Raw genomic sequence first — 24,515 nt, 5'->3', positions numbered from 1 at the left:
AGATGTCCTCAGATTCATCGCTAGCACAATATTTCATCGCTAAACCGAAGATTTTGACCGGAGAGCTTATCAGTGGCTATATCGCTAGGATATCTCCGTTCGCTGCCCAAGGCGGTATCGACATGACATTAAGGTACCAAAACAAACCAGGACATCGCCTATCTTGGCTTTTCCCATCAGGTCTACAACAATTGGCACAGTTGTATAGTTCATCCGTTCCTTCCGCCGAAGCTTTGCTCGAAGGCCATACAGTATTCCCTTTGCTTCGTCCCTTCTTGCCAGAAGATGTCGTTGCGTCTCTACGGGGGCATTTTTTAGCAAACCCAGTACCAGGAATCGCGGCAACCTGTGGATTTTCTTCGATGGGCTTATCAGGTCGTTGGGCGCTGGCAATTTGCGCACAATGCGTGGCAGACGACACTAGGCAAGGGATAGGGCGTTGGCGAACCGCACACTTCGTTCCGGGACTTGCACTTTGTCCTTTTCATTTCGAACCCCTGCTCTCCTATTGCAACCAGTGCAAATCTGGCTTCCGACATTCAAGGGAAGCATGGCTACCCCGCTTGAAATGTCTCTGCGGTCAGGAGCTACAACAAGTACGTCCATTGGCTACCGAAATGGAGCGCAGGGTTGAAGTAGAAATAGCCAAAACGGTTCGCCAGATACTGACCGGAGAAGTATTAAGCACGGTGAAGAATGCCGAATTATTGTTGGCAATCTCCCGACGTGCAAAGCTACTCGGGCATGGTGGGCCTGGAGGCGTTATTCGAATTATAAACTTAATTGAAAAGAAAGTCGGAAGAAAAACATTGCATACTTACCAACTCTCTACTGGCGTAAAAACTCTCTTCCGTCAGTGTCTCGCGGGTGTTCGTCTGCCGAGAAACCCTATACAAAATTTGCTCCTAATTTCCGCTCTGTTTGATGGAATGGAAGACTTGGCGGATTCGCTCTCGAGCAATACAGCTACCTTGCCAGACTTGCACTTTCATAAGAATGTCGTTCAAGTGATACGGAGACGGCAAAGACCTGACCGTTACAGACACTGGCATTTAAAGACAGAAGAAGAACTTCAGGAGCTGCGATGCAAATTCCGCAGCTTGTTGTTAAGTATGAAAATTAAAACGCCAAATCTTAAGAGATATCAGTTGAAGTCCCTTGGTGCAAGGGAAGCTTATGCTTTCTTCTGCCGCTTTGACAAAGAGTGGCTTGATAAGACTCTCCCATGTTCTCCTTCTTTCCTAACATCGTCAGCAAGTCGCAAAAGTTTACAGGCTCGTCGAGACCACCTTTTGGCAACACACATTCGTATCCGCCACGAATTACTGATGTGCTCGTCATCACCCTTTCGAGTAACTCATCGTCGGTTACTGGAGGGGCATTCACTCCAGGCCGTAGCGAAGAAGCATTTCGAACAACTCCCGAGCACAAAGTTGGCCTTAGCCGAGTGCACCGAGTCACTTGAGGATTGGAGACTTCGACAGGTCCAAGCGCTCTTAAAACAGGCTTTTGATACGTCATCAAACGCCCCGTTTCAAAGGAACCTCGACCTCTCTCATTTGTCATTTAATCAAATAAAGAAACTCAAGGAAAAGGTACGGAAATGGCTAAAACGACAACTGTTAGAATCCTGACTGATGGGGGGCCTCTGCCATTTATTAAGCAAAGGCCGACACGCCGCAGATTAAAACCCACTAAATGCGAAAGTTCGCCATCAGAAGCCTGCACCTCATCTTCTCCTTCACTGGAGCGGCCGTCATTTTGTCTGCGTCAACTGAACGGTAGGCCAACACTTGACTGGCCGATTCGTTTGCCTGCGAAAGACCCGCGTGGCATCACGATGGGCCGCGGCTTCGAGTCATGGAAGAAAGCTAGAGAAGGTAAGACCGGTATTTCAGGCAATTGGTACAGCATAAAAACGGGGCGTATGCATGCCTGCCACTCGCTGCTAGAGGCCAGGTTACAAGCGTATTTTGATATGTGTCCGTTCGTTTTGGAATGCAGAACCCAATACCCATCTTGGAACCGCGACGAATACGAACGTTACTACTTTGCAGGTCAACCCTTTCCTAAAACGAAGGTGATGACGATTGATTTCATGTTGACGTTATCAATACCTGGGGTTCCTCATCTGGTGTACCACGGTGTCTCGGCAAAACCTAGGGCTTTCATTTCCAAGGAAAAAACTATAGCGCGACATCAACGAGAAGCAACAGCAATCCGGAGTTGGGGTAGTACTCACGAGGTCATGGATGAATTCACAGTTTCCGATGTGGAGTATAAAAATTACTTGCTCTTGAAGTCTTGGTTTTTATGGGCTGACATCGAATTTTACATGGGGGCCGCATTGGACCTCGCCGTTGCCATTAAGAAGACAAAAAGCCAAGGACCGCTCGACAGAGTCCTACCAATGATGGGGAGACGTCTTGGCTTCAGCCGTGACGAATCGTATCGCCTATTCGGAATTGCCGTGTTTCTCGGATATTTGTGGCTTGACCATCGATTTCCCTTGCACGTTACAGAACCCTTAGTTCTGCTCCCGTAGACTGCCGTAATGGAATACGTGGCGACCACATATACCCGGATAGTTGTCAACCATGATAGTGATTTAAAATGCAAGAGGAACCAGTTCCAATTCTAGGGTTTCGTCGGTCCGCGTTAATTTAGCGTACTGGACGCGGCGGATACGTAACATACTGGAGACATCTCCTTTCGGATGATAGATATATGTATGTTATGCAAGTTCAAGTAGGAAAGGCGCCGAAGAACTCTCTGCCCTACGAGCGTTGGGAGCTACGAAAAAACTTTGGGCTTTTTGGAACAGTCATTCAGGAAATCGAGGAAATAGTTTGCCCAAAATGGATGCTTAATGCCGAGCCGGATTCCGATGCGCGCAACGACATCGCTTCGAAATGGAACAAGATTGCCTGGGTAGTTGCCGAGGCGGGCGATTTATTAATCACCGATAGCCGAGTACGGGCCCACTACATCAAAGAAGCGGCGAAACTTGCTGAAGTTAAGGAGCCGAGAATTCGTTCCTTGCTTACTCGTTACTTCTACTATGGGCAGTATAAGTATGCCTTGATGTCTTTGAACCCTTTTAAAGGAGCACCGGGGGTTGAACGTTTCAATATTACAAAAGTGAAGATGGGCAGGCCAAACGACAATGTGGTCTTGGATTCAAATACCAAGTTCACCGGACGGAACATGACGCCCAACTATTATCGACGTTGGAAAGAGGTACTTTGGGAAGCGTATGTCGGTGGTAACAAGAACGTTTCCGAAGCTTACGAAGTGTTGTTACTTCGTCTGCGAGCGTTCAACCGAGGTGCAGACGGCCAAATTACTTCTTACGCCATTGCCCCCGAGAAGCTGCCTGAACGCGCGCTCTTTCTTAGGTATGGGGCAAAAATTGTTAAAGAATTTGATATGAAGCGGGCGAGAGTCGGCGAACTAGAGTGGGGGAACAAATACGCGGCCTTAAGAGGTCATTCAGAAGACCTGACGAATCGAGTCATTGATATATATGACTTCGATGGAATGGAATTTAACTTCGAGGTGGTTTACGGCGCCATGCCGGCTGGAAAGCCTAATGTTTTACTCGCAGTCGATAGGAGGAGTCGCGCTATTGTTGGTTGGTATGATTGGTTAGGCAAGGAGAGCGGCTACGCGTACAAACATTGCCTGTTCAATGCGTTCACTTCGAAGGAATCAAGATTGCTGCGCTATGACGTCTCGCATCTTACTGGTTTTGTTTACGGCGTCTGTGAGCAGGCGATGTTTGACCGCGGTCCGGGTATTTCGTTAGCAGTTACGAAGGCCGTTACAGAAGAAATTCGCGTGGACGGATTGATGACTAGGCCTCGAGATGCTAAAGGTAAGGGAGTTGTGGAAAATGTAAATGGAATTTTGCAAAAGAAGTTGGCTAAGTTGCCTGGGGCGTATGAACGCACAAGTTCCATTCGAGACCAAGATAAAAAAGAGAACGCAGCGGCGTGCGCCAAAATCGAGTACAAAAAATTTGTGCAGTTGTTGCTTTGTGCGATTAGTGATTACAACCTTTATACACCCGTGAGCCATTTACTCACTGCTGATATGATAAAGGCGAAGGTAAAACCCAATCCAAAGGCGATTTTCCTCTGGAATAGGAATCAAAGACGCGGCGACGCGACATATGACTGGCCACCGGGCGCTATCTACAAAAATCTCTTGGAAAGGCACGAGCTAACCGCGACAAACGGCGCTGTGACAATAGGCAAGGCAAGTTATAAGTCCGACGAGCTGACTCAGTATTATGAGCAATGGAACAGCGGACCTAGCAAGAAAAAGCAGGAGCCATCGATAACAGTGTATAAATTTGCGGAGACCGATAAAATATTAGCATGGGAAAGACAAGACGGTTCGTTTGTATTTCTTGAAATGATGGAAAGGTGTAAAGAGCAATATAAAGATTCTCCTAGTTGGCTACATAATTTTGTTAATAAGCAGAGTAACGCTCTTTTGCGTATCCAAAGAGCCGAACAGGCAAAGAAAGCGATGCTGCCGATTGCAAAAGAGAAAGCAATCAGAGAGGTTGACGGACTTCCAAAAAATCGCGTCATCAAAGGCGAAAAGTTTGCGAACCGAGGTAAAGGCAACTCAGAAATCGTCGGCGAAGATTTTAGAGAAAATCGGGAACTTCTAGTACCTGATTCCAAAACGTCTACCAAGAAATCTGATAAAAGGGACAACGTTACCGTTGAGGTAGGCTTGGTCGGTTATCGAAAGCCTAATCGAAACAATATGTCTGAGGACCCCGATTGGTAATTTCGTGCCCGGTTGGTACTGCGATTAGGAAACATGAATTGACCGCAGTGCATGTGTATTATTCGATTTTCGCTATTTTCTATAGCAACTGTAAAGTTAGTCTTTGATTTTCGTCAAATATTCTATTTTCGTCTCTTGAGCCTTGGCGTGATGCGGACTACCTTAGCGTAAAGGAGGATGCATGGACAATGTGGATAAAAGCCCGAAGTCGGGAGATGACAGTTCCCCAGACTATTCCAAAGTTCCAACGGATTTCCCTCGTCCTGATGTTCATGGAGCAGTTAGTGGCTTTCATCCCAAGCTGCTACTTGTGCAATATGAAGGACGATTTTACGCACCGGGCTGTACACCTCCAGAACTCTACTTGCGGTGGGATGCTTGCGAAGACTTAGCAAATAAACTTGCGGCAAAGGCTTTAGAGTCGAAGCGGGGAAAGCGCATGCACATGTCCGAGCCCGCGATACTTGGCCAGTACTTGCCGAGGCTCATAGCTACAAAATGGACTTCCGAAGCGGAGGCCCGTTACATCATCCGGCGTGCTGCTCAAATTCTCAATTGGCCTGTACCTGATACGGCACAGCCATGAAATATTTCTTGAGTCAGAAAGAAGTGATTCGAGAATTTTAAATTGAAAACTGCGCGGAAAATACTTAAGGCGAGAATATACCTAAAGAGGCTTTCGTGAGAAAATTACTTCGCTACATCGAGACGCCAGAAGGTCGCAGTAAAGTTGTCCACGTCCTGGGGACGTATGTCCCGCTCGTTGGCATTCTTGTTGCTCTTCTCCTGCTCGCCGACAGATTTCTCTAAGCCCGACGGACCATCATCCTTTCTTCGTTGCATCTCAGATGGTTCGGGTTTCGCAGCGACCTATTTCGGATTTTCGGGCTATCCGGATTAACGTGTGGAGTGGCTGCTCGCTCAGGCGATGGGCGTTCAGCTGGTCTTTGCGACCGCCATGCTGGACTACGACACGTTGGAAGAGTTCTTCTTCTTCGCGCTTGCGCCGTGCAGGCCTGCCCTGCCCTGCCCTGCCCTGCCTCAGTTCGCAGCCCCAGTTGCTGCAGGCATAGACTTGCTTCGCAAGGATTCATACAGTTGCGCTGGCCCAAGCAGGATGTCGCGCAGACCTTCGCGCACACGTTCCGAGCCCAATGCCTGGGTGCTCATGGTCTGGTGGGCGTCGAGCGCATCCATGATGGCGTGCAATAGTGCATCCTTGAGGTCCGGCGAATTGGCAAACTGCTCCTTAGTGTTGCTGACGGCCTGGAGCATCAGAGTTTCATTCTCGAGCAGTTTGCCCTTGAGTACGCCATTGACGTAGACGAGCTGGTCATCATCGGTAAGTTCTCCCTCGAACAGGCCGTTCACTTTCTCGATGATTTCGACCAGGTAAGCCTGCTGCTTTTCCTGCACGCTGCCGCTCCCTATCGCGTCCATTGGCGGCAGCTTGTACGTGCCGTCCGCGCTCAACCCCAGCGGCTGCTTGCCCCGGCTTTTCAGCGTGTGATGGGTCAACACTACCTTGCTGAGGTCCACCGTGTCGCGTTCTCGGCCGAAGTCCAGCAGCGGGATTAGGCGCTTGTAGAACAGGAAGCGCTTCTCGATATCGGTATTGCCGTAATCGAAAATCTGGCTCAGGAACGCGTAGAGCCGCACGTAGGCGCCCATGTCGTTCTTGAACAGCAGCAGCGCTTCCAGTTGGTCCTTCGCGGCGCGCGCGGCTTTGTCGTCTTGCTTCTCCTCGGCCACCAGCTTGTCCTGCTGCGCGGCCTTGTAGCGCTTGAGAAGCCGGTCTGCCACGGGGGCGATGGCAGCGTCGAGCTGTTTCTGTGTGCCGTTCGGGGCCAGGTCGACCTTGGCGACGCGGTCCACTTCGTAGTCGTCGTAAAAGCCGGTAGCGTCCAGCTTGGCACGCAGGTCGTAGACCAAGTGCGGGTCAGTGACCGCTTCCATCTCCGCGGTCTCGTAGTAGGTCTTGAAGGCTTTGAGGATGTCCACCGGCTCGTTGACGAAGTCGAGCACATAGGTCGTGTCCTTGCCGGGATAGGAACGGTTCAGGCGCGAGAGCGTCTGCACGGCCTGGATGCCGCCGAGCATTTTATCTACGTACATCCCACACAGCAGCGGTTGGTCGAAGCCGGTCTGGAACTTGTTGGCCACCAGCAGCAGGTGGTAGTTGTCGTCTTTGAACACTTCGCGGATGTCCCGGCCACGCAGTCCGGGGTTCAAAGCCTCACTGGTCTCGGTTACGGCCTCGGGGAAGCTGTCCGTGTCGTTCACCTCGCCCGAGAAAGCGACCAGCACGCCGAGCGGGTAGTTCTGCCTTCCGATATAGGCGCGGATGGCTTTCTGCCAGCGTACGGCCTCCTTGCGGCTGCCGACCACGACCATCGCCTTGGCCTTACCTTCCAGCAGCGGTTGCACGTTCTCGCGATAATGCTCTACAACGATTTGCACCTTGCTCGCAATGTTGTAGGGGTGGAGCCGAACCCACTGCATCAACCCCTTCATTGCCGTGCTGCGCTCGACCTCCTTGTCGTCCCACTCCTGTCCATCGTGAGCCAGTCTGAAGGCGAGCTTGTAACTCGTATAGTTCTGCAGTACGTCAAGGATGAAGCCTTCCTCGATGGCCTGGCGCATCGAGTAGACGTGGAAAGGCTGTGGCAGCCCGTCAGGGCCCTTGCGACCGAACAGCTCCAGCGTCTTGGCTTTTGGCGTCGCAGTGAAGGCAATGTAAGTCAGACCCTTCACCCCGGCGCGGGCCTCCATTTGCGCAGCGAGCAGCGCCTCAGTGTCTACCTCGCCGCCGTCCTGCAAGTCAGCCCATTCCTGTGCCGAAAGCAGTTGCTTGAGCTTGGCCGCAGCTTCTCCAGTTTGCGAGCTGTGTGCCTCGTCGGCAATCACTGCGAAGCGCTTGCCTTCGGTGGAAGCCAGCTCCTGCACCGCCTGCAAGGCGAACGGGAACGTCTGGATTGTGCAAACAATGATTTTCTTGCCGTCCTTGAGCGCTTGGCCGAGCTGGGCGCTCTTGCTGCCGTGCTCGTTGGTGATGCTGGCCACCACGCCGTGGATACGTTCGAAGTCGAAGATGGCCTCTTGCAACTGCGCGTCCAGAACCGTGCGGTCGCTGACCACCAACACGCTGTCGAAGAGCTTGTTGTGGTGGGTGTCGTGGAGGTCGGCCAGGAAGTGCGCCGTCCAGGCAATTGAGTTAGTCTTGCCTGAACCGGCCGAGTGCTGAATTAGGTAGCGCTCTCCGGGCCCCTTGTCCAGTACATCGGCCACCAAAGCGCGAGTCGCGTCGAGTTGGTGATACCGCGGGAAGATGACGGCCTGCGGCTGTTTCTTGTTGTTGCGTTTGCAGATGAGATAGCGGTGTAGGATGTCCAGCCAGCTATCAATCGCCCAAACTTCTTCCCACAAGTAGGCCGTGGTGAAGCCGTCTGGGTTCGATGCGTTGCCGGCGCCGCCGGCGTTGCCCCGATTGAAGGGAAGGAAGGTAGTTGCGGGCCCCGCTAGGCGCGTGGACATCATTACCTCGCTCTGGCTCACCGCGAAGTGCACTAACGCACCTCCTGGGAAGCTCAGAAGTGGTTCTAGCATGCCGCCTTTGGGCTGCGGAAGACGGTCGAAGCGGTACTGGTCGACGGCGTCGTGTACGCTCTGCGTGAAGTTACTTTTCAGCTCCACCGTAGCTACGGCGATACCGTTGAGGAACAGCACGAGGTCCAGCTCGTCCTTGGGATTGTTGGGCGAGTGGCAGACTTGACGCACCACGCGTAGCCGATTGGCAGCGTACTTCGCCTGGATGGCCGGATTGATGGCCAGCGCTGGTTTGAACTGGGCCAATTCCAGCGGCTCCTTGAGTCCCAACATTTCTACGCCCCGGCGCAGTACGTCGAGGGTGCCGCGTTCGTTCATGTTCTTGCGCACGCGCTCGGCCAGCACTTGGGGCAAGGTGGTGCCGTGGGTTTTGGTCAGGCGCTTCCAGTTCTCGGGCTGCGTCGTCTCCACCCAGGCCAGCAGGTCGGGCAGGAACAGGCCGCTGGCGCGGTCGAACCGGGTAGCGTCGCCATCGGCGTACAGCCAGCCGTTAGCTGCCAAGTGTGTGCAGATTTCGGTTTCGAAGTGGTGTTCCTGGTGCAGGTTCTGGCTCATGCTTTTCTCTTATTCGTCTTTTTGTGCGAATGCTTGAGTAGCGCTTAGTTCTCGGCGTAGCTACGCTCCAGCAGTACTTGGGCCTTCTGGAGGTCGGCAGGGTTGCGCACGCACAGCTCCACGTTGCCTGTACCCCAATGACCCACCTGACTGATGTCGCGACTGAAACCTTCTTCGAGAGTGACTGTTGCTGGGTCGAGTTTGAGTGTGATAAGCAGGCGGTTTGGGTACGCAATGATGCAGGCGAAGTTTTTTAGCCGGCGGAAGGCCGTGTAGAGCTTGAGGGCCTTCTGTTGCACGTCGTCGCCCAGCGACAGCAGTACCGAGGTGGTCCGCTCGTAGAGTGCTTGAATTTCTGGCGTGGCCAGCCCCAATTGCTCGACCAGCGACTTGTCTTTCCCAGCGGGCTTTGGAGTGCCTAGCTGGGTGGGCGGTGCATCGATGGGGGTTGGCTTGACGGCCGTGGCGTCCGGCACGCTCTGCGCGTTGACCAGTTCCAGCAGCAAGAGGTCGTCTCCGAACAGCTTGTAGCGAATGAGCTCGATATTGCGGGGTATCTGCTGCACCGCGTGCTGGTCATAGCGGGTAAAGTCGGCCGCAATACACAACAGGCGCGTGCCCGTCCATTCGATATGTTCGGCCGTTTCCTTACCGAGCTTCTCCATCACCAGCCAACGGAATTCGGCCTGGTGGTCCAGCAGCCAGTCGAGATAAAACAGGCCTTGGTTGATGACGTTTTCATTGCTGTAGCGCTTGTACTCGACGATGACCGGGCAGCCGTTCTCGTCCAGCCCTAGCGAGTCGATACGGCCTTTGTGTGTTTTGCCGGTTGCGTACTCGCTGGCGAGGAAGCGCACTCCCAGGAAAGTCTCCATTTGTCCCTCGATAAGGGTTTGAAGAGTCTTTTCCAGTGGCACCGATTTGCTAGCGAGTTCAGTGACCGTGCCGCTGCCGTGCAGATGAAAAAGTTGAATGTCACTCATGCAGCAAGTTCCTGTCCGATGTTGGCGTATTGCATTGCCGTGCCCCGCACGTTGATTTGACCAGTGACTGCAGCAGTGATGAGGGCGATTCGGCGGTCTTTGAGAAGAGTGATAGCCCGTTCTGTCTCGCCACATAGCGCATCTAGCTTCTTCGCTTCAGCATCTAGGAAGGCTGCGATGGCATGCTGCTCATCCAGAGGCGGCAGCGGAATCTGCAAGTTCATTGCGGTGCCGATATTGAAGTGTTGCTGAATCGCGCCACCCGAACCGGAGGCGAACTGTCGCAGAGCCGAATCAGAGGCGAAAAACCAGCAGAGGAATCTCTCGCAGTTATTGAGTGGTTTGCGGATAATGATGAGGTCGATACAGTTGCAGCCGTCGAGATGCTGAGGTACAACAGAGGTGACGCCCGTTTGTCCTGAGCGAACGGACACAAGGTCACCTGCTCGTAGTCGCGATTTTGCGAGTGTTTCGTTAGACTCGGCAGAGATGTATACGAGGTTATCTGTAGAAATCTGACCTGGGAAAACATTCAGGGAACGAAGCGCGGGCACACCGTCATCAACATAGTATTTGGATGGTTCGACAACGATGCCGACGGTGATTTCTGGACTTATGGTTTTTAGCCGCCGCACCTCCCAGTGCGCTGGCACCTCCTCCAGCCACGCCACGCCAGAAACCTTCATTGGGGCGTCTGGGTTGAGGCCTTTGGTGACCGCATGAGAAATGGTGGCCTGGCGCTTTTCGGCCAGCAGGACTAGAAGCTTTTCCTGCTCGGCAATCAAGGCGTCGATTTTGGCGGTTTCGTGGTCGAGGAAAGCGGCGATGGCTGTTTGCTCGTCAAATGGAGGGCAAGGAAAACGGCACTTTCGCAGTTGCTCCCCAGTCAAATGCGCAATCGTTGATTGACCATTGTTAGTAAAAACCCCTGCATTCACTGCCCAACAAAATACGTAGAACATGTACTTCGGCACTTCGCCAGGCTGAATTGCTCTTAGACGGTGTAGCGCCTTTTGAAATGCAGTTGGCCCAAGTAAGGAATCTACAACAGCTGCACGGCCAACTTCTCCGCCTTCACAAACCAAGAGGTCGCCAACTCGCACTGTATAACGAGATAGTTCGCTCGGTTCGATGTCTATCTCAGGTAAATCTTCAAGATTAATGTTGTCCCACTGTACATCAACGTTCCGCAGGTACGGCAATAAGTTCTTACCCGTAATACGGCTTGTGTCTAGCATCTTCCCCAACTCAGCCTGATAACGCAAGTAAAGCGGTGGCAAACTCCAATGCGATGGGATTAGTCCAAGCCATTCCATCTGGACGTTCACGTACTCCTTATAGCTCGATAAGCTCATTCCGCCAGCTCCTCCAGCATCTTCATAATTTTGGCCGAGACAGCTTTTAACTCTTCGTCGATGGCATGCAGGCTACGCGGTGGCTCAAAGACGTAGAAGTGGCGGTTAAACGGAATCTCATAGCCAACCTTGCTCTTCTCCTTGTCAATCCAGGCATCAGGCGCATGAGGCAATACCTCGCGCTCGAAATAGGCTTGAATGTCCTCGGTCAGTGGTACATTCTCAGTGTCGCGCAGTGCACTGTCTGGCTGCAGCTTGCCCTTCTGCTTGCCCTTCATACCAAGCACCACGTTGCCACTTCCATCACGCAGAGGGCGCTCGACGGTGATGGTGGTGTAACCGAATTCCTCGTTATGGAAAATACGCGAGATGGGCACGCGCTTGACCTTTCCGCCCTCCGGAGGCACGGGCGCGTTGTCGGTGCCGGTGACGAGTTGCGGCTCGCCCAACGCAACGCCTGCAGCATCGAACACGGTAACGAGTTCTGCCTCGGTGAAGTCGCCGAACAGGCGCGTGACGGTGGCGATGTGGGCATCGCTCATCTCCTTGCGCTTGCTGCCCAGGCTCTTGCGCATCTTCTGCCAGAAGCCGCTGGCGTCGATGAGCTGCACCTGGCCTTTGCGGTCCGCCGGCTTCTTGTTCGACAAAATCCAGACGTAGGTGGCGATGCCAGTGTTGTAGAACATGTCGGTGGGGAGGCCCACGATAGCCTCCACTAGGTCGTTCTCAAGTACATAGCGGCGAATTTCACTCTCGCCGCTACCCGCTCCACCGGTGAACAGCGGCGAGCCGTTGAGCACGATGCCGAAGCGGCTGCCACCGTCCTGCGCCGGACGCATCTTGGAGAGCAGGTGCATTAGGAACAGCATGGAGCCATCGCTCACGCGCGGCAGGCCTGGGCCGAAACGGCCATCGAAGCCTTTGTTCTCATGCTCTTGGCGCACGACCTTCTCGACCTTCTTCCATTCGACGCCAAAGGGCGGGTTGGAAAGCATGTAGTCGAACTTGCGCCCACCATGGCCATCATCGCTGAGCGTGTTGCCGGGAATAATGTTCGCTACGTCTTGGCCCTTGATGAGCATGTCGGCTTTGCAGATGGCGTAGGACTCGTCGTTGAGCTCTTGGCCGAACATGGTCAACCGGGCCTGAGGATTGTGCTCCAGCAGGTACTCGCCTGCGACCGACAGCATGCCGCCAGTTCCAGCCGTCGGGTCGTAGATGGTGCGGACCACGGCATTGCCGGGGGTGAGCACATCGTCATCCTCGATGAACAGCAGGTTCACCATCAGGCGGATGACCTCACGCGGAGTGAAGTGCTCACCTGCCGTCTCATTCGAGATTTCGGCGAACTTGCGAATTAGTTCCTCGAACACGAGGCCCATGCTGGCGTTGTCCACGACTTCAGGGTGCAAGTCGATGTTGGCGAATTTCTCGGTCACCAGGTAGAGCAGGTTGGCCTTGGCCAAGCGCTCGACCTGCGTATAAAAGTCGAAGCGTTCAAAAATGTCGCGCGCCGCCGGCGAGAAGGCCTGGACGTAGGCGTAGAGATTCTGGCGAATGTGGTCCTGGTCGCCCAGCAGCTTCACGAGGTCCAGGGGTGAAGTGTTGTAGAAGCTTTGGCCGGACTTGCGCAGCAGGAACGGCTCGGGATTCAGGCCAGCCTTGGTCTTAGCATCGAACTCGACCAGTACCGCCGGCTTAGTAGCCTCAAGGACACAGTCAAGACGACGCAGAACGGTAAAAGGGAGGATGACGCGGCCGTATTCGGACTGCTTGTAGTCTCCGCGGAGAAGGTCGGCGACAGACCAGATAAAGGAGGACAGGGCCTGATGATTCATATGCAGCCTGGTCAATGTTATTTGCTGAAAATAAACATCCTACCATCGGTGTAGTCAGCCTCGGTAGCGGGATGCGAACTTTACAACGGAACGAAGAAAACCGGTGTTAAGGGTGGCGTTGGTCAACAGTGTCTTCGTTTAGTCTGCTCGAGGCTGGGATGTTATGCCTGACGTCCGGCGTCATCCAAGCGTCTGGCTCTAAGAAGCTGGCGCGGCTGTTCCTATTCCGCCCCTAGCTGAACCCAATCAATACACGAAATATTGCCAGGCGGATACTCCTGCAAACCAAACAGATGTGGGTGTCCAACCGTTGGTGTGACTGATGGGAGCGCGGCACAAATCGTGTAGGTCCTCGTAATAAGCCGAAGCGCTCGGTCTACTTGCCACATGAGTCTGATGCAATTTGCAGCGGCGCAGTATGCCGCACCGCTCGCACAACAATAATTTGTTTTTCTCAAGCAGGAACTGTAGAGCGAAGGTGATGTTTTTCTTAAAAAAGAATAAACGTAATCAACCTATTTTCGTGCAGTAAAGAACTGGAGCCCCTAGCAGAGGACAACATATGGCAGAGTTTGACAAAGTTCAAATCTCCAACTTGGCTCAGTACCTCCTTTCGACGAGTAACAGGCCACTTCGGCTTGTACTGGACCGCGTTGACGGGAACGCGGATGGCCAGCTCCTCCCTCAGAAAGTAGTGGGACACGAAGCAATATGCGGCGGCTTCGAGCATCGAATCCTTTGCGTCGCGGAGAGTGTCAGCCTCGCGCTCAAGAACTTCATTGGCCTACCCGCTGAACTGCAAGTCGTCACCGACCGCGGCGAGATACGTCGTCTTTGCGGCATCGTTACCGGAGCCTCGTCTGGCCAGAGTGACGGCGGACTTGCGACGTATCAGTTGGTCATGCGCGACGCACTGTCCGTGATGGAAAACCGCGTCAACACGCGCATTTTCCGGGATATGAGCGAGCTAGACATCATTGAGACGCTCATCAGGGAGTGGCGGGCAAGTAATCCGCTTCTGGCGGCCACGTTCGACCTCGACGTCGATGCTGGCCTAATGAACGCGAGGCCACCGCGACGCGAATTCACCATGCAGCACAACGAATCGGACGCCGCGTTCATTCGCCGCCTGATGCAGCGGCTCGGCATCGCATGGTTCTTTCGTCCAGGGCTCCCGAATTGGTCGAGAGTCCCGGGCAACCAGGTGGACCGCGTCATCGGCCACACACTCGTCCTCTTCCAAGACCCGTATTGCCTTCGCCAGAATTCCGCAGGTGCAGTGCGCTTTCATCGGGACGCGGCGACCGAAGAGCGTGACGCGATTACGTACTGGGGCGCGGAGCGCAGCTTACAGCCCGGCAGGGTCGCCCTGTACAGCCCCGATTACAAGAACCCCGATGCGGCGCCGTTTACGACGGTCCAGTCCACATCCCAAATGAACCAGGGTGTACGAGGAAACAAGCTTGCCGCGAACCTCGAGGACTACTACGTCGCGGCACCGCACCTGGGCGACACGATACTTGATTTGGCCGCGCTGGGTGACACGCAGATGGCGCGTTTCGAATACGCTTCCAAATCCTTTCATGGCGAAGGCGGCGTTCGTGACCTGGCTGCGGGTGAGTGGTTCAGTCTTGTGGGGCATCCAGAGATTGACACGCACGCGGAGGAAGAGCGGCAATTTGTCATCACCGAACAGCACATAGTCGCCCAGAATAACCTCCCCGTCGACATCAGCACGCGTGTCGAGCGGCTGTTCAACCGGAACGGCTGGACGCACGAAGATGACGCCGTTCTCATGGCAGACAACGGAGAGCAAACCCGCTACAAGACGCGGTTCTCCTGCGTGCGGCGCGGGGTGCGCATCGTTCCACCACGCCGGGTCCTGCGGCGCCCGCAGGTTCAGACTGCGATTGTCGTTGGCCCACCAGGCGAGCAGGTGTGGTGCGACAAACTGGGGCGGGTCAAAGTACGTTTTCCGGCAGTCAGGCCGCAGCCTAACGCCCATGGGAACGGAGCAAACGCTTCCAATCTTGATGGTGTTTCGGCCTGGGTTCGAGTGGCCTCGAACTGGGCGGGAAACGGCCCCGGTAGCAGCGCGCAATGCGGCGCGCGCTTGTTGCCCCCGGTTGGAACGGAGGTGCTCATCGAATTCGCCGGCGGGGACCCGGACAAGCCCATCATTGTCGGACAGCTCTACAACGCCGACGCGCTTCCCCCAGCCTTCCGACATGAAGACGCGCTGCCAGCCACCCGGTATCAGTCGGGCCTACGCAGTCGCGAAGTGCATGGCCACCGCGGCAACCAGCTCCGTTTCGACGACACACAAGGACAGATTAGCGCCCAACTGGCGAGCGACCACGCCACGACCGAACTGAATCTGGGCTACCTGACCGAATTCCGGCAGGACGGTCAGGCGACACCGCGAGGCGAAGGTGCGGAGCTGCGCACCGACGAGGCAATCGCGCTGCACGCCGCGCGAGGCATCTTCCTGAGTGCCTGGAAGCTGTTCGGTGGGGCAGGCACTAAGGGCAAGCAGCTCGCTCGCGACGACTTCGTTGGCCTGCTGCGCGAGTGCGGCGAACTGTTCTGCGCACTCGGGAACTATGCGGCCGAGCACAATGGTCTGCCAATCGATGCCAAGGACCAGGACGAACTGCTGACCCGCTTCAAACGATGGGAGGACGGCAGCAATACTGCCCCCGAGCCTACCGAACCACGAGAACCTGTTATTGGTATCACATCGCCGGCCGGAATCGGATTTGCCAGCTCTAGGGCCATCGTCAGTTACTCGGCCAGGAACATCGACACTGTCGCACAGCAGCATCTGCAGCTCGCGGCCGGCCAGCGCTTCACCGTCAACGCCGGTAAGGGGCTCTCATTTTTTGCGCATCACGGCGGGCTCAACGCAATCGCTCATTTCGGCAAGCTCGTTCTCCAGAGCCAGCACGACGACACCGCTATCGATTCGGCCAGGAACATGCAGCTTACGGCCAGCGATGGCGTGGTGACAGTCTCCGCGAAGGCCTTACACCTTGTCGTGGAAGACGGCTCATTCGTCAGGATGGGCAATGGGGAATTCGTCATCGGCAGCAAGCATCCCATCCAATACCATGCGCCCGATTACCTGTACGACGACCCGGAAACCATGACGCCACTACGTCCGACATTCGGTAGCGGCGGAGCGGACCAGAAGGCCGAACTGCGTTACCCGCGTGCCGCCACGGCCGACGAGAAGCTGGTCCAGGGCGGCATCGTCAAGGATGCGGGCATGAACATAGAGCTGAGCGATGGTACCGGCACGAAGACCCGGAGCGGCGCAGACGGCAAGTCCGAACTGCTCGCGCGGGACGCGATGCATATGGCCGACATCGATTTGCTACGTGGCGGTGGAGACAAGTAGCCTTCAGGGAGAAGACATGGCCGAAAAGCCTTATCCGAAGATTGAGTATGTCGTCAAACGCGAGAGCACTTTACTTCAGTGCAATCGTCTCCGGGACAAAGTCATCGAGGTGCCACGCGACCTGCCGGGCAACATCATCCTGGTCCACGGAGTCAACGATGTTGGCACCTCATATAGCGCGGTGGAGGAAGGCCTTTGTGCGGGCTTGCAGGAGCGCCTTCTACGGTATTTCAAGCCGGCCGAATACAAGATGCCGAGCGAGGCGGACAAGGACAAGGTGGGCGATGACCCGGATGCGGTGTTCTTCAAGCGCCAAGTGAAATCGGACACCGACAGCCCTGTCATCCCGTTCTACTGGGGCTACACGGAGCCCAAAGTCGAAACAAAGACCGTGCACGGACAGAAAACCGACCGTTACGGTACACGCCTCGACAAGGACCTCTCAAAGGGCGGAGGCCCGTTTGGCAATGCGACCAGTAGCCTGCCGGATATGTGGAACCGCGGCGTCTACGCTCCCCTCGACCCAGTAGGTGACCCGCTCAGGCCTATCAAGACAGGGCCGGGCCGCATGTACATGGTATTGGCCGCGCTGCGCCTGGCTGCCCTCATCGCGATGATTCGCAAGTTCGAGCCGAAGGATACGGTCAGCATCGTCGCGCACAGCCAAGGATGCCTGTTGAGTCTTCTGGCGCAGGCGCTCCTGCTTGAGAAAGGCGAGCGGGCCGCTGACACGTTAATCCTGACTCATCCGCCGTATAGCCTGGACGAGGAAATGGGTATTGAGATGAAAGGCTTGACCTATTTCCAGGGGGGCTCGGATGCGGCGATGAGTAAGTCGCAATACGACCTGCTTGATGGCCGCCAGAGCCTGCATGCCAGGCTGCAGACGCTGGTGAACATCGTGTCTGGCGTTGTGAAGTCGAAGGCGACTGAGCCGGCGTTTGCGAAGATTAACGAGTACGACTGCCGCGGTATGGTCGCGGGCTGCTGGAAGCCTGATGCCGACCGCGACAACCGCGGCAAGGTCTACCTCTACTTCTGCCCGGAGGACATGACGGTCGCCCTGGATAACATGCGCGGTATCGGTTGGCAGGGCGTGCCAGATTACGCCAGGGGAAAGCAATTCAAGTATGTGGCCGAGCACGAAATCGGCGACCTTGGCTACGTGTCCCATGCGCGTCCTCAACGGTGGAGCCCCAGCACAGTAATCCGCAAGCCCTTAGCCGAACTTGGGGCAAGCTTCTTTCAGCGCGTATTCACTGCTAAACGCCGGCTGGACCCACGCACGGGGAAAGTGCTTCCTGTCCTGGTCGGCCAGCCGCCGCACGATTTCGCGTTAAGGGTTAGGGGCGAAGACGACCATGCGCACGTCGCAGCAACGGTGCGCAGCCTGCGCGACTCGCTTCCGGTTGCGACATGGCCCATCGACGCAACAGACAAGCCAGAGATGCAGCGGCAGGGCATCCGCGCAATCAACGGCGAACCGCTTCACCCGCCGTGCGAGGCGGACCTGCGCGGCAACCAGGTGGATGCCAACAAGATTCCGGCCGGCTCGCGCTTGGCCAAGGCGGCGCCGCAGGAGCGAGGGCCGTGCGAGGAAGTGGACCCAATCACCGCCGCGATTGCGGTGACGGCGAGCCCGCTGCTCGCCAGGAGCGTGGAAGTGCCCGACCCGGTCGGGCAAGCCCGCTATCCGGGCACGCCGCAAGACCTGCCGGCGCACGAACGCGCTCAGGTTGAGACCGCCTACAACCGGGCCCAAGGCCGCAACCCCGACGACCCGAACGACAAATTCACGGTCGTGCGCGCGGTCCGCCAGCCGGATGGCAAAGTGGTGGCCGTGGTGCAGGAAAGCCCCAACGACGCACGGCGGCGCTGGCAGCACGAGCTGGGCGAGAAGTCGTTCCACAGCGCGATTTTCGACAGCCGCGAGAACCATCGACGCGTCACCGCCTACGACGTGGCAATTGGCAGCGGTCAGGCGTCTAGCCATCGGCTGTTCTACTCCTACCTATGCGCGGTCGCGGACTGGCGGTTGAAGAAGTCGGAAAAGCGTACTGAGCGACAGCGCCCAGGAATGCCCACTTGGGACGATTTCACAGACAAACACGGCGCCTACTACAACTGCGAGCCCGATTGGCGCAAGCAACTCATCGAGGGCAACGTTGACTACTACAGCACGGGCATATTGCCGTCTTGCCTGCCCATGTTGTCGGGTAAGCTTTGGGACATCGTCGTCTCGGAAACGACGTCGGGCAGGCGCGTGAATCAGCCAGGCGCACCGAAGGGATAATCATGAGCAGCCACACCGTCACTACGACTGTGGACATCACGCGTCCCAAGGCCTGGAAATATATCTTGGGAGCGGTAAGCGCGTTCCCCTTCCTGTTCCTGTTGTGGCTCGTGTTCGATTTTCGGGTGTGGCACCCGGAGCTTGCTAACGTTAACGTGGAGACGACGATGGACAGAGTACGCTGGTTCGGCGTGCCGCTGCTGGCGGTCGCGGTCCTCTTTGGCGGCAAATGGATAAAGGACTCATTCGCCGCGAACGCGCGCGAGCAGGCGTGGCAGCAGAAGACGCAGCAGTTCAAGGAGCATGAAGCCGCCGCGCGCACTGAGAAGGCACGTCGCGAATACGTGCTTGAAGTGCTGGGCCTAGGCATCACGTACGAAAAGTACCGGCAGGGCAAGCTTTGGGATGCACTACAACGAGGTAATCCGCACGCTAGCATCCGCGAGCGCGACCCGAAGAAGTATGAGTGGGCAGACACTGACAAGATTGGGGTTTCAGGCGGTCGCGCCTGCGACGCACTGGAGAACGGCGCCGAGCCGTCTCCGATGTTCTGGGGCGTGCCGACGATGTATGCGGGCGCTCCAATCGAATATCTCCCCTATCAGCCGAGTGAGATTTCACCGGAGTCAGGACTGGCTGCCAGCGCCGAAGGCACCGGCATGGCGTGGCACCTGTTCGTGACCGGTCCGTGGCGGCTCGGCGAGCGCCCGGACCAGTTACTGGAACAGGCATTCGAGCTCTTCGACAAATATCCTGATTTGCCTTACGTCGTCCTGCTATCTAACGACGACATGGCGGTACGCAATAGCATTAGAGTCCCTGGCACGCCTAGGCTTGTGAAGGATGGCTACTACATTCCCGAGCGGCCGGATGCGACCGCCGTGTTCTTGCTGGCCCGGCGCGAGAGGGTTGAGCCGTTGCGGCCTTACGTGTGGGACGACCCGGACAACGACTACTTGCATGAGAACCTGCGGAGGATGTACTACCAACTGAAAGACGATGTCCCTAATCCCGAGAAGCTCGCTCACCCGGGCAAAGTCAATATCGGCCGCCAGCCATCGGTCGCGGAATGGCTGCAGGCCGCCGCCGCCTTCGCGGAGCACCCGGTCTACGTCAAGAAGGACGGCAGTCCGCTGCTCGACGCATTCAAACGCTGGGCGAACCATCCGCCGAAGGACTGGAAACCGACCCCGTGGTTCCCGATTCCTTGGAACAGCGAGCAGATGAAGGCGTTCGACAACTTGCCGTCGCTGGGTTTCATCCATCGCCCGGTGTTTGTCAAGTTCGAGGACGAGCACGGCAAGCCGGTAACGCGGCGGGACGCTCGCCAAAAGCTACTGGAGGCCGGCTGGCAGCAGGCGCTGCAAACCCTGCCGGACGCCGAGCGCGCGAAAGGTCCTGCCAGGATTGTCGCCGCCTTCGACAACAACGTCGACCACTTGGTTGCGATGGAAGGCGTGCTGCACCAGTACGCGGCGCAGGGCGGGCCGGAAATCGACAGCAGCAAGACAGCGCAGTTCATCAACACCGACTGGCGCCTGGGCAACACTGGCGCGGCCACTTTCTTCGTCCAGATGGCGTTGGGTGTCATGGGCAGCTACATCGAAGGTGGGCCGTCGGCCGCCATCAACCTGCGCGCCCCGGCCGGAGCAAGCATTGTCTTCATCAGCCCTCCGAACGACGAACGACGCAAGGCGCAGGAAGGCCGCGACGTCTTCAAGCATCAGGTCAAGCCTGCTATCGACCCTGACAACTACAAGCCGCCAACGGTGGGCGCCGTCTTCGGTAAAGACGAGGCCGTCAACGCGACCGCCGCAAGGCCGTAATCGATACAAGAGACAGAGGAGCAGACGTAATGCGAAACGTCATCCGGTTGGGCGATGCCACCTCACACGGCGGCAAGGTCGTCAGCAGCAGTGCCACGCATTTCAAGGTTCACGGTGTGCCGGTGGCGTGCGTCGGCGACGCCTGCAGTTGCCCCATCCCTGGTCACACGAACTGCACGATTACGACCGGGTCTTCGCACCACCTCATCAAGGGCAAAAAAATAGCTTTCGACGGCGACAAACTAAGCTGCGGTGCAAAGCTCATCTCAAGTTTCAAGCACTTCAGTACTGAATAGTTCGGTAACTGCATAAAACATGCTTGTGAGGGTTCTGGCTCTACCCAACCGCCTTCGAACCTAGGCTGCCGCTCTCAGGCAAGACGACCTCGCGGCGTTGCATACCCTGGTGCAAGAACAGCACTTTCGACACCGTGTAATGCTAGAGGGTCACGTAGCCACAAAGGATATTCAAGAGCTGGCAATGAGTGCGTAGGGGAACAATCGACGCGCCAAAGCTGAAGTAGATATCCCAGGTTAGTGGCTCTGGCACGAATTTTCAAAATGCCTTCTACCATGGGGTAGTCACGCTTTACAACTTCCGGACGCGGATGGTCGGGGTGTATAGCCAACTCCAGTTGCACAATGCGGCTCCATTGAACATCGCATTCAGGTGTCTCTTCACGGCTGACAGTTGAGTTCTCAAGAATTTCAGGCGACTCTATCCGAGTGAATACGAAGTCACGAAAATCCGCAGACTTTCTGTCATATGCTCGAACGTGCCAACGTACGCCATTGCTCACCAGGCCAAAGGGCACAATCTCACGACTTCCTGTGCCACTGCTTACCGAGTGATACGTAATTCGGACGGGTTTACTCCTGTGGATTGCACGAGTTATGGCTGCAAGGACAACCAAATCCGGTTGGTTTAATGGGAAAGGCACTTCGCACCTGACGAGAGCATCGCCTACCTCTATCCCTTCGCCGAATCCTCTCGAGAGCGCGGTAAGCGCACGTTGCGGTTCGTGTTTAAACACGGGCTCGAACCGTGATGTCGACAGATAAACCTTGGTTGCACCATTCAAGTCCAAGTTGTTTGGCGCAATTTGCTTGTACATCGCGATGTCCCGAGTTGCACCGGCTGGACCGATGCCAAACCGCTCCATCAAGTCACTTCGCCTTAACTCACCCAAGAAAAAAAGCCGAAAGTCGATGTACGACAGACGCTCGAGCTGAGCCCGAGGGACCTCTGGCACTTGACCAGCATGGTGTTGTGTTTGAAGTTGATTCATCTTGACATTCTAACACAGACGAGTACATCATAGAATCGTAACGATTGATTGACATCATCAAAATGATTTTATAATCTCGCAACACTAACACTTTCTGAACAGGAGAAAGACATGGCGAAAAACAACCCACCTGGCGACGGTCATCGTATCGGCGCAGTGAAGAACCGCAGTCAGACCCAGACGTCGTCGGGCAACTGGGTTAAACGTGACACAGGCACCGGGCGCTTCCTCGATGTGAAGACGTCCGACAAGACGCCATTCAAGGGTGTGCGCAAGGAAAAATAAGGAAACTCGGACGAGACTAAGCCACGCCCGTCGCCGAACATAAAAGCGACGGCGTCCACATCCACGGCCAGATGCCCATGAACGACAACGTCTCCCACCATCACGTCAAACAACTCGAGACCCAGATGGCTGCCCCCGCGTCGGGGCTACTGGACCTCTCCCGGCAGCAACGCAACCTGCTGTTGCTGCGTCCGCTCTACGCGCTCGAGTTATACAAGCAGCGTATTGGTGAAGAGACCAAGCTGTTCCAGAATATCGACACGCACTATCTGGTGCTGAGCGCGCTTGACCAGATGATGGAAGGCACGACGGTATCGACGGGCTGCACGAGCGACGAGATGCTGGAACACATCGAGATGGCTGCGGCCGCGATGAAGCCCGGATTGTCCAAGGCCGAACTCGCAAAGGTCGCGGACACGGTCTTGGCAACCCTCGACAACAAGGCTGAGGGCTATCGCGAGTTTTCGTACGAATATTTCGACGCGCCCCGCAGGACGACAGGCACATTTCGTTTTCGGCTCGTCACCTACGAGCCCGACTTCGAGGATGTCTATCGTTATCGTCCCACGTCCGAGGGCTACCTGGTCTACCTGGGCATGCTGGACCTGGCTCCGGAAGACGCGCAGGAGCTGATGGAGAAGATGCTCGACATGCTGGTGCAGCGAGGCCGCTTCGAAGCTGCGCTGGAAATCGCGCGCCGGGCTAGAACGCTGTCCATCGAGTTTCGTCAGCACATCCGTGACCGTCTGCACCAGGCATACCGCGCGCCGGGGACAGTCAACTGGGCGCGCGACATGGGACCGCGCCTCGACAGCGCGCGGCAGCACGTGCGGCTGCGCCAGAAAGAAGACCAGCGCATGGAGGAGGCTGTCCGTGACGCCCTGCGCCACGCCGAGGAGCCCAAGTCGCGCGAAAACCTCGCGCTGCTCCTGAAGACGCTGCAAGGAGCAAGCACCCTGCGCACCAAGCTCGTGGGCGACATCAGTGGCGCGAACGACCGCTTTTTGGAATCGCAACGGTCGGTCTTTCGCGCGCGCTCCCCGACCGGATTGCCGGACCTCGAAACCAGGCTGTTCCCGCAGCTCATGGAATTGTCGACCGAAGAGCTCGCTCAAGAAGCGGAAGCTACACTGGGAACAGTGTACCCGCCGGTACCGCCGCGTTTGTATGACCTGAACTCGTTGTTCGCCTTGCTGCTCGAGCAGCGCGGCGATGACGGCGAGCTGGACGATGACGACGGCGAAATCACGCCGTTCGAGCCGCCGCCTTTGCAGTTTGAAGAAAGCACCATCCAGTTGGTCACCAGTTGGCTGAGGACCAAGTTCGCTTCGGGGCAATCCTGGCAGTTGGATGAACTGCTGGTCGAAGCGGACGACGCGGGTTTCGACTGGTTCACGCTCCGTTGCATGGTGCTCATCCTTTACCGCGCCTACTCGCATTCCGAATCGGAGTTTCCGAACATGACGGCCGAGGCATTGAACGAGTTCATCTCCGATGTCGCTCGCGGCACTAACCTTCGCTTCAGTCCCAAGGGGGGACAGACATGACTGACATGCAACTGGGAGCACGGCAAGCCGCACGGCTTGTCTACAAGGCCTTACATACGAACCTCGTTCCGGGCAACGACCAGGAATACCGACAGCTGCTGGCTTACTACCGGGCTAATCCGGGCTTTGCCGCTGAGGTCCAAGACGTCGCGGAGGGCTTCGAGCTTGTCATCCTGGACGTCAGCGAGCGCGGTCTCATCGTCGCGCCCGCATCGCGTACCAGTCGATTTGCCATCCGCATGGCCGACATTCGGGTGAATCTGGATGCTGAACAGAAGGCGTGCATGCTGCTCGCGCACGTCGCCATCGCCGCGGCGTTCTTCCCGACGACGGACGGGCTGGACTCCGATACCTACACGCCCCCGCCCACCGCGGTGTCGACATTCCGGGACACCCTACACGCGCTGGCGCGGCGGTTGAAGGAATCCAGCAGCTTGCCTGCGGACATACCGCCGGAATTGGCGCCGGGCTGGGAAGCCATCTGCGCCATGCCGCTCGTGCTTCCGGCCGGCCAGCGCGCTTCCGCCAATTCACTCGTGGGCGTCCTCAAAATCAGCCTGACCAACATGCACAACAACGGCTTGATTCGGCAGGACCGGAAAGCCGACGACGACGTCTCGGCGACTTACACCCCCACCCACCGGCTCCGTGTGCAGCTACGCGAACTGGCGTTGCGACGCTTATTCGAAATCGCTCAAGAAGTCGCTCGACCAACTTAAACTTTATAGGTGTG

The 24,515-nt window shown here is 56.3% G+C and carries 16 protein-coding genes; 11 read left to right on the top strand and 5 right to left on the bottom strand.

Annotated elements, in window-relative coordinates:
- The first annotated feature begins 2 nt into the window (after positions 1-2).
- The 4 genes from ACEN9Q_RS25800 (at position 3) to ACEN9Q_RS25785 (ending at position 5,392) form a co-directional block, all read left to right on the top strand.
- Positions 3-1,634, top strand: coding sequence for a TniQ family protein (locus tag ACEN9Q_RS25800; RefSeq protein WP_495626524.1), 1,632 nt, complete (start codon positions 3-5; stop codon positions 1,632-1,634).
- Complete coding sequence (locus tag ACEN9Q_RS25795) at positions 1,604-2,545, top strand: PDDEXK family nuclease (protein ID WP_495626523.1); 942 nt, start codon at positions 1,604-1,606, stop codon at positions 2,543-2,545. The genes ACEN9Q_RS25800 and ACEN9Q_RS25795 overlap by 31 nt, the downstream gene beginning before the upstream one ends.
- A 182-nt stretch (positions 2,546-2,727) precedes the next feature.
- Positions 2,728-4,806 carry a TnsB C-terminal domain-containing protein gene (locus ACEN9Q_RS25790; protein WP_495626522.1) on the top strand — a complete coding sequence of 693 codons (2,079 nt, stop codon included), beginning with the start codon at positions 2,728-2,730 and terminating at the stop codon, positions 4,804-4,806.
- 181 nt (positions 4,807-4,987) lie between these two features.
- The gene (locus ACEN9Q_RS25785; protein WP_495626521.1) at positions 4,988-5,392 is read left to right on the top strand and encodes a hypothetical protein; all 405 of its coding nucleotides are present in this window, start codon (positions 4,988-4,990) and stop codon (positions 5,390-5,392) included.
- 455 nt (positions 5,393-5,847) lie between these two features.
- Here ACEN9Q_RS25785 and ACEN9Q_RS25780 read toward each other — a convergent pair whose 3' ends face one another.
- From ACEN9Q_RS25780 to ACEN9Q_RS25765, 4 genes are read right to left on the bottom strand one after another with little or no spacing between them, the layout of a single operon-like run.
- The gene (locus tag ACEN9Q_RS25780; RefSeq protein WP_495626520.1) at positions 5,848-8,967 is read right to left on the bottom strand and encodes a type I restriction endonuclease subunit R; all 3,120 of its coding nucleotides are present in this window, start codon (positions 8,965-8,967) and stop codon (positions 5,848-5,850) included.
- A 44-nt stretch (positions 8,968-9,011) separates the two neighbouring features.
- Positions 9,012-9,950, bottom strand: a complete 939-nt coding sequence (locus ACEN9Q_RS25775; protein WP_495626519.1) for a DUF5655 domain-containing protein — start codon at positions 9,948-9,950, stop codon at positions 9,012-9,014.
- Positions 9,947-11,305, bottom strand: coding sequence for a restriction endonuclease subunit S (locus ACEN9Q_RS25770; RefSeq protein ID WP_495626518.1), 1,359 nt, complete (start codon positions 11,303-11,305; stop codon positions 9,947-9,949). The genes ACEN9Q_RS25775 and ACEN9Q_RS25770 overlap by 4 nt, the downstream gene beginning before the upstream one ends.
- Complete coding sequence (locus ACEN9Q_RS25765) at positions 11,302-13,143, bottom strand: type I restriction-modification system subunit M (protein WP_495626517.1); 1,842 nt, start codon at positions 13,141-13,143, stop codon at positions 11,302-11,304. The genes ACEN9Q_RS25770 and ACEN9Q_RS25765 overlap by 4 nt, the downstream gene beginning before the upstream one ends.
- Before the next feature lie 562 nt (positions 13,144-13,705).
- Between ACEN9Q_RS25765 and ACEN9Q_RS25760 the strand changes: the two genes are divergently transcribed.
- The 4 genes from ACEN9Q_RS25760 to ACEN9Q_RS25745 are packed head-to-tail and all read left to right on the top strand — an operon-like array spanning position 13,706 to position 20,958.
- Positions 13,706-16,543, top strand: coding sequence for a type VI secretion system Vgr family protein (locus tag ACEN9Q_RS25760; protein WP_495626516.1), 2,838 nt, complete (start codon positions 13,706-13,708; stop codon positions 16,541-16,543).
- Between the two features lie 16 nt (positions 16,544-16,559).
- Positions 16,560-18,836, top strand: a complete 2,277-nt coding sequence (locus tag ACEN9Q_RS25755; RefSeq protein ID WP_495626515.1) for a T6SS effector phospholipase Tle3 domain-containing protein — start codon at positions 16,560-16,562, stop codon at positions 18,834-18,836.
- Positions 18,837-18,838: 2 nt separating this feature from the next.
- On the top strand, positions 18,839-20,662 hold the full coding sequence (locus ACEN9Q_RS25750) for a type VI lipase adapter Tla3 domain-containing protein (RefSeq protein WP_495626514.1): 1,824 nt from the start codon (positions 18,839-18,841) through the stop codon (positions 20,660-20,662).
- A 29-nt stretch (positions 20,663-20,691) separates the two neighbouring features.
- The gene (locus tag ACEN9Q_RS25745) at positions 20,692-20,958 is read left to right on the top strand and encodes a PAAR domain-containing protein (RefSeq protein ID WP_495626513.1); all 267 of its coding nucleotides are present in this window, start codon (positions 20,692-20,694) and stop codon (positions 20,956-20,958) included.
- A gap of 74 nt (positions 20,959-21,032) precedes the next feature.
- On the opposite strand, the gene ACEN9Q_RS25740 is transcribed toward ACEN9Q_RS25745, so the two are convergent.
- Positions 21,033-21,950 carry a WYL domain-containing transcriptional regulator gene (locus ACEN9Q_RS25740; RefSeq protein WP_495626512.1) on the bottom strand — a complete coding sequence of 306 codons (918 nt, stop codon included), beginning with the start codon at positions 21,948-21,950 and terminating at the stop codon, positions 21,033-21,035.
- A 111-nt stretch (positions 21,951-22,061) separates the two neighbouring features.
- Here ACEN9Q_RS25740 and ACEN9Q_RS25735 point away from each other — a divergent pair, with 111 nt between their 5' ends.
- The 3 genes from ACEN9Q_RS25735 (at position 22,062) to ACEN9Q_RS25725 (ending at position 24,501) form a co-directional block, all read left to right on the top strand.
- On the top strand, positions 22,062-22,235 hold the full coding sequence (locus tag ACEN9Q_RS25735) for a hypothetical protein (RefSeq protein ID WP_495626511.1): 174 nt from the start codon (positions 22,062-22,064) through the stop codon (positions 22,233-22,235).
- Positions 22,236-22,312: 77 nt separating this feature from the next.
- Entirely contained in the window at positions 22,313-23,782 is a 1,470-nt protein-coding gene (locus ACEN9Q_RS25730) for a hypothetical protein (RefSeq protein WP_495626510.1), read from the top strand.
- A complete protein-coding gene (locus ACEN9Q_RS25725; RefSeq protein WP_495626509.1) occupies positions 23,779-24,501 on the top strand; it encodes a hypothetical protein in 723 nt (240 codons plus the stop codon). Before ACEN9Q_RS25730 ends, ACEN9Q_RS25725 begins: the two co-directional genes overlap by 4 nt.
- The last annotated feature ends 14 nt before the right edge of the window (positions 24,502-24,515 follow it).

Source organism: Massilia sp. Masssp93 (assembly GCF_059491295.1).
Note: the sequence above shows the minus strand (reverse complement) of the source record. Positions and strands in the feature narration are given on the sequence as shown.